This window comes from Brevundimonas sp. FV1ye4L, from assembly GCF_058681255.1.
Window position 1 is genome coordinate 877,533 of record NZ_CM178734.1, and the last position, 12,194, is coordinate 889,726.

15 protein-coding genes are annotated in these 12,194 nt (G+C 66.0%); 2 read left to right on the top strand and 13 right to left on the bottom strand.

Annotation, left to right across the window (positions count from 1 at the left end; genetic code table 11):
- Positions 1-207: 207 nt before the first annotated feature.
- The 10 genes from ACW17X_RS04220 to folK form a co-directional block, all read right to left on the bottom strand.
- Positions 208-1,443: a serine hydrolase domain-containing protein gene (locus ACW17X_RS04220; RefSeq protein WP_492099801.1), complete on the bottom strand. Its 1,236-nt coding sequence runs from the start codon at positions 1,441-1,443 to the stop codon at positions 208-210.
- A 15-nt stretch (positions 1,444-1,458) separates the two neighbouring features.
- Complete coding sequence (gene era / locus ACW17X_RS04225) at positions 1,459-2,406, bottom strand: GTPase Era (RefSeq protein WP_492099802.1); 948 nt, start codon at positions 2,404-2,406, stop codon at positions 1,459-1,461.
- Complete coding sequence (rnc, locus tag ACW17X_RS04230) at positions 2,403-3,113, bottom strand: ribonuclease III (RefSeq protein ID WP_492099803.1); 711 nt, start codon at positions 3,111-3,113, stop codon at positions 2,403-2,405. Before rnc ends, era begins: the two co-directional genes overlap by 4 nt.
- Complete coding sequence (gene lepB, locus ACW17X_RS04235) at positions 3,113-4,078, bottom strand: signal peptidase I (RefSeq protein ID WP_492099804.1); 966 nt, start codon at positions 4,076-4,078, stop codon at positions 3,113-3,115. Before lepB ends, rnc begins: the two co-directional genes overlap by 1 nt.
- A gap of 58 nt (positions 4,079-4,136) precedes the next feature.
- Complete coding sequence (gene acpS / locus ACW17X_RS04240) at positions 4,137-4,538, bottom strand: holo-ACP synthase (RefSeq protein WP_267513014.1); 402 nt, start codon at positions 4,536-4,538, stop codon at positions 4,137-4,139.
- On the bottom strand, positions 4,535-5,275 hold the full coding sequence (locus ACW17X_RS04245) for a pyridoxine 5'-phosphate synthase (protein ID WP_492099806.1): 741 nt from the start codon (positions 5,273-5,275) through the stop codon (positions 4,535-4,537). Before ACW17X_RS04245 ends, acpS begins: the two co-directional genes overlap by 4 nt.
- A gap of 24 nt (positions 5,276-5,299) precedes the next feature.
- A complete protein-coding gene (gene pyrE / locus ACW17X_RS04250; protein WP_492099807.1) occupies positions 5,300-5,884 on the bottom strand; it encodes an orotate phosphoribosyltransferase in 585 nt (194 codons plus the stop codon).
- A gap of 39 nt (positions 5,885-5,923) precedes the next feature.
- Positions 5,924-8,125, bottom strand: a complete 2,202-nt coding sequence (locus tag ACW17X_RS04255; RefSeq protein ID WP_492086767.1) for a RelA/SpoT family protein — start codon at positions 8,123-8,125, stop codon at positions 5,924-5,926.
- Positions 8,126-8,214: 89 nt separating this feature from the next.
- Positions 8,215-8,574: a DNA-directed RNA polymerase subunit omega gene (rpoZ, locus tag ACW17X_RS04260; protein ID WP_271166033.1), complete on the bottom strand. Its 360-nt coding sequence runs from the start codon at positions 8,572-8,574 to the stop codon at positions 8,215-8,217.
- Positions 8,575-8,659: 85 nt separating this feature from the next.
- Complete coding sequence (gene folK / locus ACW17X_RS04265) at positions 8,660-9,235, bottom strand: 2-amino-4-hydroxy-6-hydroxymethyldihydropteridine diphosphokinase (protein WP_492099808.1); 576 nt, start codon at positions 9,233-9,235, stop codon at positions 8,660-8,662.
- Between folK and ACW17X_RS04270 the strand changes: the two genes are divergently transcribed.
- On the top strand, positions 9,234-9,776 hold the full coding sequence (locus tag ACW17X_RS04270; protein WP_492099810.1) for a LabA-like NYN domain-containing protein: 543 nt from the start codon (positions 9,234-9,236) through the stop codon (positions 9,774-9,776). The two genes, folK and ACW17X_RS04270, sit on opposite strands and share 2 nt — an antisense overlap.
- Positions 9,773-10,411 (top strand): uracil-DNA glycosylase, encoded by a 639-nt coding sequence (locus ACW17X_RS04275; RefSeq protein WP_492099811.1) that lies wholly within the window; start codon positions 9,773-9,775, stop codon positions 10,409-10,411. Before ACW17X_RS04270 ends, ACW17X_RS04275 begins: the two co-directional genes overlap by 4 nt.
- A gap of 10 nt (positions 10,412-10,421) precedes the next feature.
- On the opposite strand, the gene ACW17X_RS04280 is transcribed toward ACW17X_RS04275, so the two are convergent.
- The 3 genes from ACW17X_RS04280 to dapA form a co-directional block, all read right to left on the bottom strand.
- A complete protein-coding gene (locus tag ACW17X_RS04280; RefSeq protein ID WP_492099812.1) occupies positions 10,422-10,610 on the bottom strand; it encodes a hypothetical protein in 189 nt (62 codons plus the stop codon).
- 121 nt (positions 10,611-10,731) lie between these two features.
- Positions 10,732-11,205: an SsrA-binding protein SmpB gene (gene smpB / locus ACW17X_RS04285; protein ID WP_008259266.1), complete on the bottom strand. Its 474-nt coding sequence runs from the start codon at positions 11,203-11,205 to the stop codon at positions 10,732-10,734.
- Positions 11,205-12,089 carry a 4-hydroxy-tetrahydrodipicolinate synthase gene (gene dapA, locus ACW17X_RS04290; RefSeq protein ID WP_492099813.1) on the bottom strand — a complete coding sequence of 295 codons (885 nt, stop codon included), beginning with the start codon at positions 12,087-12,089 and terminating at the stop codon, positions 11,205-11,207. The genes smpB and dapA overlap by 1 nt, the downstream gene beginning before the upstream one ends.
- Positions 12,090-12,194 lie beyond the last annotated feature (105 nt).

A 12,194-nucleotide genomic window follows, 5' to 3' on the forward strand; every position in this document is an offset into this window, starting at 1 on the left:
CCTGAACACGGCGGCGCAAGGCTTTGCGCCCCGTTTTCACCCTTCATCTCACCGCGCCCTCAAACGCCCTTAGACTGGGAGCCGGTGTTGATGGGGAGACTGAGGTATGGCGCGTTTGGCAGGTTTGGCGCCTTTGGCACGTTTGGCACGTTTGGCGCCTTTGGCACGTTTGGCGCCCTGTTTTTACGCCATGCCGCCGGCTTGGGCCTATCGGTCCAGGGTCGTCGGGAACTCGCGGCCCAGGGCTTCGGCCATGGCCTGCTGGCTGATCAGAAAGACCTGGTCGCGCAGGTGATAATTGTTGGACAACACGATCACCGTCACATCGGCCTCAGGCTGGTACAGCATCAGATTGCGGAACCCGCCCCAGCTGCCGGTGTGATAGATTTGGCGATCCTGGAAACTGGGCTGGACCTGATCGCCCAGCCGGTTCGAAAATATCCCGTAGCCCCAGTCGCGGCGCGGTCTGCCCCGCTCCTTGGGCGCGTCCGCCGGCGCATGGTCAGCCAGCATCTGCTGATAGCTGAACGGCTTCAGCAGTTCCCCGCGATGCAACGCCCTCTGCCATACGAGCAAATCGTCCAGCGTCGAATAGACCGCGCCTGCGCCGGCGACGATGGAGGTGTTGGCGTTCGGCTGGGCCGCCAGTCCTGCGGGGAAGTTGGCGTAACCCATGATCGCCCCATGGTCGCCGCCGTCCAGGTCCAGCCCGCTGTCCTTCATGCCCAGAGGACCAAAGAAGGTCTCGCGCATATAGGCTTGATAGGGCCGGCCGCTGGCCTTCTCGACAATGGCCGCCGCCAGGTTGAAGCCCGCATTATCGTACCGGACCTTGGTCCCCGGCGCGAACTGCAGGCCGAACCGCTTCGAATCCTCGGTCAGTTCGTCCAGGGTCGCCGGCGTCGTGCGCCGCATGCCCCAGCCCGGCCGCGCCATCAGATCCGGAATGCCCGAGGTGTGCGACAACAGGTGGCTGATCCGCACCGGCTCCCACGCCTTGGGACAGGGCTGGATCCATTTGCAGACCGGGTCGGAGACGCTCAGCCTCCCCTCGTCCTGCAGGCGCAGGATGGCCGCCGCCGTGAACTGTTTGGAGATCGAGGCCAGCCGGAACCGCGAGTCCAGCTTCAGCGGCCGATCCTGCTCATAGTTCGCCTTGCCATAGACCTGGCGGAACAGAACCCGGTCGCCCTTGGCCACCAGAACACCGCCCATGAACCGCCCAGCCGCGCCCTCGCGTTCCAGCCTCGCGGCCAGTTGCGGCAGATCCTCGACCACGACCAGGGGCGGACGCGGCGGCGTATCGGGGCTGGCCGCCGCCCGCATCGCATCGCTGACGGGTTTGACCGACGTCGAAAACCCGGCCCAGACTACGCCGCCGAGGATCAGCGCCCCCAGGACGCCCAGAACAAGCCGGGGATGGCCCCCAGGGGTACGCGGCACTTCAAACACGGGAACTCAGACGTCGAAATCGAGACCGAACTGGGCGTAGAGCGCCCGCGAATCCTGCCACTTCGGATCGACCTTCACCGTCAGGAACAGGTGGACCTGACGGCCGAGGATCTCGTTCAGCTCCTCGCGCGCCTTCTGGCCGATCCATTTCAGGGTCTGGCCGCCCTTGCCCAGGACGATGGGCCGCTGGCTCTCGCGCTCGACATAGATGGTCTGTTCGATCCGGGCCGAGCCGTCGGCGCGCTCCTCGAAACTGGTCGTCTCCACGGCCGCCGAATAGGGCAGTTCCTCGTGGACGCGCAGATAGACCTTCTCGCGCGTGATCTCAGCCGCCAGAACCCGCACCGGCACGTCCGCCGCCTGATCCTCGGGATAGAGCCAAGGCCCCTTGGGCATCGACCGCGCCAGTCGCTGCTTCAGGTCCTCGACCCCGTCGCCGTTGGCGGCGGAGATCATATAGACCTCCTCATAGACGCCGCTCTCGAACAGTTTCTGCGACAGGGCCAGCAGGGTGTCGCGGCGCATGCCGTCGATCTTGTTCAACGCCAGGATGACCTTCGTCCCGGTGGACTGAAGATTGGCGATGATGGTCTCGGTGTCCTCGGCCGAGCGGCGGTCCGCCGCCGTGCCTTCACGACCTTCCGAGTTGATGTGCGACTGGGCGTCGATCAGGTGGACGACCACGTCCGCGTCCTGCGCCCCGCCCCAGGCCGAGGCGACCATGGCCCGGTCCAGACGACGGCGCGGGGTGAAGATGCCGGGGGTGTCCACCAGCACGATCTGGGCCTCGCCTTCCATGGCGATGCCGCGCACCGGGAACCGCGTCGTCTGCACCTTCTGGGTGACGATGGAGACCTTGGACCCGGTCAGCCGGTTGACCAGCGTGGACTTGCCGGCGTTCGGCGCGCCGATGATGGCGGCAAAGCCCGCGCGCTGGTTTTCAATATCGGTCAAATGACGCCTTCACGTTTGAGGAGAGCCGTTGCGGCCGCCTTCTCCGCCTCCTGACGCGAACGCCCCAGTGCGGTCAAGGGCTCCACGCCTTCGACGGACACCTCGACGGTGAATGTCGGCGCATGATCCGAACCCGTCCGATCCGCAACCCTATAGGTCGGCAGCGGCCGGCCCCGCCCTTGGGCCCACTCCTGCAGGGCGGACTTGGGGTTGGTCACGGACCGCGAAGGCGGGGCCGCGAACTCGGCCGCCCAGGCCCTGTCGAAGAAGGCCCGCGCCGCCTCCAGCCCGCCATCCAAATAGACGGCCGCCAGGATGGCCTCGACCGCATCGGCGATGACCCCGGCCTTGCGACGTCCGCCTGTCTTGGTCTCGCCCGGCGACAGACGCAGGGCCGGACCGACGCCCAGGGCTTCCCCCACCCGCGCGCAGGCGGTCTTGTCGACCAGGGCGTGCAGGCTGGACGACAGTTCGCCTTCGTGGGCGGTGGGATAGTCGCGCGACAGCTTCTCCGCCACCAGCAGGCCCAGCACCCGGTCGCCCAGGAACTCCAGCCGCTCGTTGTCGCGCGGTCCATGGACACCGACCGGCGCACCCTCGCCGACGCTCGCGTGGGTCAGGGCGCGCTCCAACAGGTCCGCATCCTTGAAGGAATGGTCGATCCGCGACTGCAACGCCGCGACCGCCTCAGCTCTCAGATTGGCCATCAATGCAGAACGTTGAAGAACCGTCCGAGCCGCACATTGGCCCAGGTCCAGGGCTTGAACAGCGACGCGCCGGGCTCCCACGAGAACAGGATGATCTGCGCCTTGCCGACCAGGTTCTCGGCCGGGACCATGCCGACACCGCTGGACTGTTCGACCCGGCTGTCGATCGAGTTGTCCCGGTTATCGCCCATCATGAAGTAATGACCGACCGGCACCTCATAGACCGGCGTATCGTCCAGGTCGTTCCCGGGGCCGAAGTCCTGGGTCATGAAGCTCTTGCCCTCCGGCAGGGTCTCGCGCACCTGCGCGACCGGATGCGCCCCGAAGATGTCGTTGATCTCGCGCTCGCTGACCACGACGTCTTCAACCGGCCTGTCGTTGATATAGAGCTTGTTCGAGATCATCTGGATCCGGTCGCCCGGCAGGCCGATGACCCGCTTGATGAAGTCCGTCTTGTCGTCGCGCGGCAGCTTGAACACGACGATATCGCCGCGCTTCGGCGCCGATCCCATCACCCGGCCGTCAAACAGCGGCGGGCTGAACGGGATCGAATGCTTCGAATAGCCGTAAGACCATTTCGACACGACGATATAGTCGCCCTCATAGAGGTTCGGCTCCATCGAGGCCGACGGAATGGTGAAGGGCTGGAACAGGAAGATCCGCAGCACCATGGCGATCAGCAGGGCGAAGAAGATCGTCTTCACGATCTCCATCGTCTCGTCGCCGGCGGTCGGTTCGGCCTTGGCGCTCTTGGCGGCCTTGCGCGCATAGACGGGCGTCTTGGGCGCCTCTTCAAAGGGCGCATCCCCCTCGTCGCTCCAGACCGGGCGCTTCTCAGCCGTTTCGCTCTTTACGGCTTCGACCGGCGTATCAGCCTCAGACGCGGCGAAGACCTCCTCCGGCGTGGGGTCGGTCGCATCGGTCTTGGCCGCATCGGCGTCTTGCGGCTTCTGGTCTTCGCTCATGCGATCAGGAATCCCCTTGCCGCGTCTGCGCGGTCGTCCCCTGAGGGGTATATCGCGATTACGACAGCGGCAAGGCTTCGATCACCACGAAGGCGAGTGCATAAGGGTGTTCGTCGCTCAGGGTCAGGTGAATCTTGGCCTCATGACCCGCCGGCGTCAGGCTCGCCAGATGCTCGGCGGCATGGCCGGTCAGGGCCAGGGTCGGCTGTCCGGAGCGCAGGTTCACCACCCCCATGTCGCGCCAATAGACGTCCGCGCGCATCCCGGTGCCCAGCGCCTTGGCGCAGGCCTCCTTGGCCGCGAACCGCTTGGCGTAGCTCCAGGCCGGGTCCGGTTTCCGATCCGACCGGGTCCGCTCGATGTCCGTGAAACAGCGTTGCTTGAACCGTTCGCCGAACCGATCCAGCGAGGCCTGGATACGCCGGATGTCCGACAGGTCGGCGCCGACGCCGATGATCACTTCGCCGCGTCCATCACCGCCCGCATCCGCCGGATCGCCGCATCCAGGCCGACGAAGATGGATTCGCCGATCAGGAAATGACCGATGTTCAACTCGCGGACTTCCGGAATGGCCAGCATGCGCGGGGCAGTATCGTAATCCAGACCATGGCCCGCATGGACCTCCAGCCCCAGAATATCGGCCTGGGCCGCAGCGGCTGCGATCCGTTCGAACTCGACCTCCCGCTCGCCCGGATCGGTCAGATGGCAATAGCGGCCGGTGTGGAACTCCACCACCTGGGCGCCGACAGCCGCAGCGGCCTCGACCTGGGCTTCGGACGGCTCGATGAACAGCGAAACCCTGATTCCGGCATCGGCCAGGGCCTTTGCAACGGGCGCGATCCGCGCCTCATGCCCGGCGACGGCCAACCCGCCCTCTGTGGTCACTTCCTCGCGCCGTTCCGGCACCAGGCAGGCGGCGTGGGGACGATGTCGCAGGGCGATGGCCAGCATCTCGTCGGTCACCGCCATCTCGAAATTCAGCGGCTTGCCCGCCCGCGCGCACAGGGCGCTGAGCACGTCGATGTCGGGATCAGTGATATGACGGCGATCCTCACGCAGGTGGGCGGTGATCCCGTCCGCGCCGGCGGCCAGCGCGGCCTCGGCGGCCCGGACAGGATCCGGATGGGCGCCGCCGCGGGCGTTCCGCACTGTGGCGACGTGATCGATATTGACGCCCAGCCTGACCCGTTCGCGCATCTCAGCTCCTCGCCAAACCGAACATCACTTCGAAATTCTGCGGCTGCCCGGATCTTCGATCGGCAGGGCCGCCAGTTCCGGCGGCAGGGCATCGGCCGGATAGGCCGGAACCTCCAGAGACGCCAGAGCGATCAGCGGCACGCCGACGTCCGCCTTGCCGCCCGACCGATCGACGATACAGGCGGCCGCCACGACCTCGCCCCCGGCGGCCTGGATGGCGGCGATACACTCACGCGACGACAGGCCCGTGGTGACGATATCCTCGACCATCACCACCTTCTGCCCCGGCTCGACCGAGAAGCCGCGCCGCAGTTTGAACTGGCCGCCCTCGCGCTCGACATACATCGACTGCACGCCCAGGTGACGCGCGGTCTCATACCCGGGAATGATGCCGCCCACGGCCGGCGAAATGGCGACGTCCACCGGCCCCACGGTCGCGACGATCTTGTCCGCCAGCGCCTTGCACAGCCGCTCACAGCGATCCGTCTGCATGAAGACCAGGTTCTTCTGCAGGAAGACCGGGCTGTGCAGGCCCGAAGACAGGACAAAATGGCCTTCGCGCAGGGCGCCGGCGTCGCGGAACTCGTTGAGGACGTCTTGGGTGTTCATGGCGGCGGTCTTAGCGCCTCGCCCCGCCGAGCGAAAGGCTCAGCCTCGACCGCGATCCACGTTGTCGACCGACGGATTGGCCCGCAGCGCCGCCATGATCATGGTCGCGTGTTTCGCGTCCTCGACCTCGACATCCAGGGTCACGTCGAAAAAGTCCTGCTGCCGATAGGCCATCGACAGGTTGATGATATTGCCGCCGGCCTCCCCGATCAGGGTGGTCACCTGCCCCAGGACGCCTGGCGCATTGCGGATGGTGGCGTTCAGACGCACCGCAGCCACCGCGTCGGTCTCGGCTTGGGGCGTCCATTGCAAGTCGTGCCAGACCGAATCGTCATCAGCAAAGGCCGCCAGCGACTGGCAGTCGATGGTGTGAACGGTCAGCCCCACCTCCGGCTCCAAAATGCCGACGATCCGATCACCCGGCACGGGCGTGCAGCATTGGCCGAAATGAACGCTGACGCCGGGCGTCAGCCCGCCGCCCCGGACGAACAGACGGGCGGTGTCCCCTTCGATCCTCTGCTTCTCCGGCCCCGCCTTCAGCCGCCCCTTCAGCGCCGGGAACAGGGTCTCAGCCACCGTCGTCGGCGACAGCCGTCCACGCCCCAGGCTCTCGAACACATCATCGTCGCCGGCGACCGCCAGGGTCTCCAGTATCGGTTTCAGCGACACTTCAGCCAAGGTCTTGTCGATACGCGCCAGGGTCTGCTGCAACGCCACCCGGCCCAATTTGACGAACTCCTCGCGTTCGGAGGTACGGATATGGCGCCGGATGGCCGACCGCGCCCGGCCCGTGACGGTCAGACTGCGCCAATCGGCCGGAACCTCGCGCTTGGCCCCGCGAATGATCTCGACCACGTCGCCGTTCTGCAACGGCGTGCGCATCGGCTTAAGCTCGCCATTGACCTTCACGCCGACGGCCGTGTCCCCGACCTCGGTATGGACGGCATAGGCGAAGTCCAGCGGCATGCCCCCCCGCGGCAGGGTCACCAGCCGCCCCTTGGGGGTGAAGACGAAGACCTGATCCAGATACATTTCGAGCTTGGCGTGCTCGACCCAATCCTCGCCGCCCTCGCCGTGTTCGATCACCTGAACCAGGTGGCGCAGGTTCTGCAGCGGGTCGCGACCGCCCCCCTGCTCCATCGCCTCGCGGTCGAAGCCATAGGACTTGTTCTTGTACCGCCAGTGGGCCGCAACCCCATCCTCGGCGACCCGGTCCATCGCCTCGGTGCGGATCTGCATCTCGATGCGCAGACCGCGCGGCCCGACCACGGTCGTGTGCAGCGAGCGATAGTTGTTCGACTTGGGCGTCGAGATGAAGTCCTTGAAGCGCTCCGGCACCATCGGCCATTCACGATGGATCACGCCCAGGGCGCGGTAGCAGTCGTCCTCAGCCTCCACGATCACGCGGAAACCGTAGATGTCCGACAGGGACGAAAACCCGACCGACTTGCGCTGCAACTTCCGCCAGATCGAATAGGGCGTCTTCTGGCGCCCGAAGACGTGGGCGCCGACCCCAGCCTCCGACAGCACACGTTCGACTTCGCCCGCCACGCCCTCGATGGCGCGACCGTGCTCCAGCTTCAGGGCCTCCAGCCGCCGCTCGATGGCGGTCTTGGCCGTAGGGTTCAGGTGGGTGAACGCCAGTTCTTCCAGCTCGGACGCGATCGAGTGAATACCGATCGACCGCCCCAGCGGCGCATAGACTTCCAGGGTCTCGCGGCTGATCCGCTCGCGCTTCTCAGGCTTCACATACTGAAGCGTGCGCATGTTGTGCAGCCGGTCGGCCAGCTTGACCAACAGCACCCGCACGTCCCGGCTGATGGCCAGGATGAATTTCCGCAGGTTCTCGGCCTGGCGCGTGTGCTCGGCCTGAAGTTCAAGCCGGCTCAACTTGGTCACGCCCTCGACCAGGACCGCAACCTCTTCGCCAAACATCTGGGCGATGTCGTCGCGCGTCGCGGACGTGTCCTCGACCACATCGTGCAGCAGGGCTGTGACAATGGTCGCAGTGTCGAGCTTGTAGTCGGTCAGTATGCCCGCGACCTGGATCGGGTGGGCGAAATAGGGATCGCCCGAGGCTCGCATCTGCGAGCCGTGCATCTTCATCGCATAGACATAGGCGCGGTTCAGAAGCGCTTCGTCGGCGGTAGGGTCATAGGCCTTGACGGCCTCGATCAGCTCGAACTGGCGCAGTATGGGCGCGCGCTTCGGCGCCGGCGCCGCATCGTCCGCGGTCGGCATGGGATCGTTTTTGTTCGCAGCTTGGGGCGCCGGCGGAACCGTTTCGGTCCGCGCCGGCAGGATAGTGACGCCAGGGGCTCCCTCGGGCGTCAGTACCGCTCCTCCTGGCCGCCGTCGCGGTCGCTTTGCAGGGCGCGGATCAGCTCGGCTTCGGCCATGTTCATGTGTTGCGGCTCGGCCAGCAGGGCGACCGTTTCCGCCTCGTCCTCGGCTTCGGTGCGCTCATCGACGCGTTGCAGCGTGGTGATGATGGTCTCGCGCAGTTCGTCCGGCACGACCGTGTCGTCGGCGATCTCGCGCAGGGCGACGACGGGGTTCTTGTCGTTGTCGCGGTCGATGGTCAGGGCGGCGCCATTGGCGATGCTGCGCGCGCGGTGACCGGCCAGCAGAACCAGGCCGAAGCGGTTCGGGACCTTCTCGATGCAGTCTTCGACGGTGACGCGGGCCATGAAAATTCCTCGAACGCGGGGGAGAACCGCGTCAAATACAGATAGGGACTGTGTTTTGCAACGCTAGCGGGGCGAAAGTGCGGCGTCAGACCGGATGGGCGTCCTGCGCCACGGTCGCTGATGCGGCCAGGTCCCGCGCCAGGCCGCCGTGGGGATGCACCCAGTCCGCCGCGATCTCCGCGATGGGCCCCATGACGAACCGCCGCTCGGCAGAGCGCGGATGCGGCAGGATCAGTCCGTCCAGATCACCGCTCAGCCGGCCATAAGCGATAAGGTCCAGGTCCAGAGTGCGCGGCGCGTTGCGGACGGACCGCAGCCGACCAAACACGTCCTCGATCCGGCCCAGCGCCGCCATCAGGGCGTGCGGATCGTGGCGGGTCTGAACGATCACCACCCCGTTCAGAAAAGGCGGGTCCTGCGGATCGGGCCAGGCCATCGACGACCACCAGGACGACCGGGCCACGATGTCGATCCCTTCGCTGCGGAAACGCGCCAGCGCCGCTTCCAGCGCCTCGCGGCAAGAGGACCACACCCCCTTGTCATTACAGCCCAGCGCCACGATGACTGCTGCGTCCAGATCGAGCGCCCCGTCGATTCCCACATCGACCGGAGCCCCCGCCGGGACGTCATATTCTTCATCCCTTTCGACGGCCTCGACCATGTTTCATTCCACCGACCGCCTGGCGATCTTCATCGACGGGTCAAACCTCTACTCCGCCGCCCGCGCGCTGCAATACGACCTGGACTTCAAGCGGATGCTGGACTGGTTTCGCGAGAAGTCCGTCCTGACACGCGCCTATTATTACACGGCGGTGGTTGAGGGCGAAGAGTTCTCGCCGGTGAAACCCCTGGTGGACTGGCTCGACTACAATGGGTTTTCGGTCGTGACCAAGCCGGTGAAGCGCTTCACCGACGGTTCCGGGCACAGCCGGATCAAGGGCAATATGGATATCGAGATCGCGGTGGACATGCTGGAGTTGGCTCCGCATCTGGATCATGTCGTGCTGTTCTCCGGCGACGGCGACTTCCGCCGGGTCGTCCAGGCGGTGCAGGCTAAGGGCGTCCGCGTCACCGTCATCTCGACCCAGAAGACCCAGCCGCCGCATATCGCCGACGAACTGCGCCGCCAGGCCGACGCCTTCCTGGATCTGAACGATCTGATGGCCGAGTTCGGCCGGCCCAAGACCGGCGGCGCCCAATGAGCCTGACTCCCGAGCCGCCGCGCGACTGCCCCCGCTGCCCCCGCCTGGTGGAATATCGCCGCGAGAACGCCCGTCAAAACCCCGACTGGTGGAACGGTCCCGCCCCCTCCTTCGGCGACACGAACGCGCGCCTGCTGGTCGCCGGCCTGGCGCCGGGTCGCACCGGCGCCAACCGCACAGGCCGCCCCTTCACCGGCGACCACGCGGGCTGGCTCCTGTACGACACCCTGAAGAAGGCCGGCTTCGCTCAAGGGTCTTATGATCCGGACGGAAACGACGACCTGAAACTGGTGGACTGTATGATCACCAACGCCGTCCGCTGCGCCCCGCCGGGCAACAAGCCCTTGCCGATCGAAGAAACGACCTGCCGCCCCTTCCTCGTCGACCGGCTAGCCCTGCTGCCCAATCTGAAGGTGATCGTGACCCTGGGCGACGTCTCCCGCCGCAATATCCTGAAGGCTTTCGGCCGCCCGGCCTCTGCCATGCCGGCCGGCCACGGAGCGGAGGGGGAGGCCGGCGGCTATGTAATCCTGAATTCCTACCACTGCTCGCGGCTCAACACGAACACGGGCCGCCTGACCCCCGCCATGTTCGAAGCCGTTTTCGATCGTGCGCGCGAACTGATCGCCCGCTAACCATCAACTGTTACTCGCCTGTCGCACGAATCCGCCAATCTGAAATAAGGCGGAACAGAGGCGAGCCTTCGGCGTTCGTCTCCCAGCGGGGAGGCTGGATTATGCGACGCACGAACGGGGTGTTTTCACGGAGCGAGCGCAGGCTCGCGCTCTTGGCTGCGGTCATCGTCGTGGCGGTGACGACGCTGACCTTGATCACAGGCGGCCTCTTCACCCCTTCGGCGGGAACAGGGGGACGAACAGGATATGCGTTCGCCGATCTGCCCGGCGTGTCCGACGCTCGACCGCTGGGTTAAGCGCTCAGCCCGCTCAAGGCTCGCTCAGCCCTTGTCTCGCATCAGCCGGGCCTTGTCGCGCTGCCAATCCCGTTCCGCCGAGGCTTCGCGCTTGTCGTGCAGCTTCTTGCCCTTGGCCAAGGCGATCTCCAGCTTCGCCTTGCCCGCGTCGTTCAGGTACAGCTTCAGCGGAATGATCGTCTGACCGTCCCGCTGCACCGCCCCGATCAACCGGTCGATCTGCTTTCTGTGCAACAGCAGTTTGCGGGGCCGGCGCGGCTCGTGATTGAAGCGGTTGGCCTGTTTGTAGGGCGGAATGTCAGCGTTGATCAGGACGATTTCGCGCCCCTCCACCGCCGCATAGCTTTCGGCGATATTGGCCCGCCCGTCGCGCAACGCCTTGATCTCGGTACCCAGCAGTTGGATCCCGGCTTCGATATTGTCCTCGAGGAAATAGTCGAACCGCGCGCGGCGGTTTTCAGCGATGACCTTGGACTTCGACTGGGGTTGCGGCGCCATCAGACGACGCCCGCATCCGCCATGGCGCGGTCGATCAGCGGCTTGACCTCATCCGACGTCGGCGACAGCGGCAGGCGCGCCTCCTCGCGGCACAAACCCAACCGGGCCAGGGCGTACTTGGTCGGCGCCGGCGAGTTGTCGAGGAACAGCGCCTTGCACAGGCCGATCAGCCGATCCTGCCAGTCGCGGGCGGCGGCGTAATCCCCGGCCGCCAGCGCATTGTGAAGCGCCACCATGGCCTCGGGCGCGACATTGGACGCCACCGAGATCAGTCCGACCCCGCCATGGGCATGATAACCCAGATAGCTCGAATCATCGCCCGAGATCAGGTCGAACTGGCCGCTGATGTTGGCGCGCATCCAGCTCGCCCGACTCATGTCGCCGGTGGCGTCCTTGATGCCGACGATGTTCGGATGGACCGCCAGCCGCGCCACCGTCTCATTGGCCAGATCGGCCCCGGTTCGCCCCGGGACGTTGTACAGCAGGATCGGCAATTCGACGGCGTCGGCGACGGCCTCGAAATGCGCCGCCATCCCCGCCTGCGAAGGACGGATATAATAGGGGGTGACGATCAAGGCCCCGTCCGCCCCCACCGTCTTGGCGTGGCGGGTCAGTTCGATGGCTTCCTTGGTGTAGGGCGACCCGGTCCCCGCAATGACCCGGACGCGCCCGGCCACCAGCCGCACGCACAGGTCGATCACATGCTTGTGCTCGTCCAGATCCATACTGGCGCCCTCGCCCGTCGTGCCGACGGGTACGATGCCGTCGACGCCTGCGGCGATCTGACGCTCGACGAGGGCGGCGAATGCGGCTTCGTCCACGTTTCCGTCATGAAGTGGTGTGATCAGGGCGGTGATCACGCCCTTGAACAAGGGGGCGGTCATGGGACTAGCTAGCCTGCGTGGGGAGGGGCGATGGACGGATGTCCAGAACCTCTGTCTTAAGAGCGCGGGACGTTAGGTCGCCAGCGGCTTCGCCGCAACCGGGAT

What these genes read in the sequence shown, in the direction of transcription:
- rnc (WP_492099803.1), bottom strand. Translation starts at nt 3,113, where the DNA reads ATGGCCAATCTGAGAGCTGAGGCGGTCGCGGCGTTGCAGTCGCGGATC.
- lepB (WP_492099804.1), bottom strand. Translation starts at nt 4,078, where the DNA reads ATGAGCGAAGACCAGAAGCCGCAAGACGCCGATGCGGCCAAGACCGAT.
- ACW17X_RS04245 (WP_492099806.1), bottom strand. Translation starts at nt 5,275, where the DNA reads ATGCGCGAACGGGTCAGGCTGGGCGTCAATATCGATCACGTCGCCACA.
- pyrE (WP_492099807.1), bottom strand. Translation starts at nt 5,884, where the DNA reads ATGAACACCCAAGACGTCCTCAACGAGTTCCGCGACGCCGGCGCCCTG.
- ACW17X_RS04255 (WP_492086767.1), bottom strand. Translation starts at nt 8,125, where the DNA reads ATGCCGACCGCGGACGATGCGGCGCCGGCGCCGAAGCGCGCGCCCATA.
- rpoZ (WP_271166033.1), bottom strand. Translation starts at nt 8,574, where the DNA reads ATGGCCCGCGTCACCGTCGAAGACTGCATCGAGAAGGTCCCGAACCGC.
- ACW17X_RS04270 (WP_492099810.1), top strand. Translation starts at nt 9,234, where the DNA reads ATGTTTCATTCCACCGACCGCCTGGCGATCTTCATCGACGGGTCAAAC.
- folK (WP_492099808.1), bottom strand. Translation starts at nt 9,235, where the DNA reads ATGGTCGAGGCCGTCGAAAGGGATGAAGAATATGACGTCCCGGCGGGG.
- ACW17X_RS04275 (WP_492099811.1), top strand. Translation starts at nt 9,773, where the DNA reads ATGAGCCTGACTCCCGAGCCGCCGCGCGACTGCCCCCGCTGCCCCCGC.
- smpB (WP_008259266.1), bottom strand. Translation starts at nt 11,205, where the DNA reads ATGGCGCCGCAACCCCAGTCGAAGTCCAAGGTCATCGCTGAAAACCGC.
- dapA (WP_492099813.1), bottom strand. Translation starts at nt 12,089, where the DNA reads ATGACCGCCCCCTTGTTCAAGGGCGTGATCACCGCCCTGATCACACCA.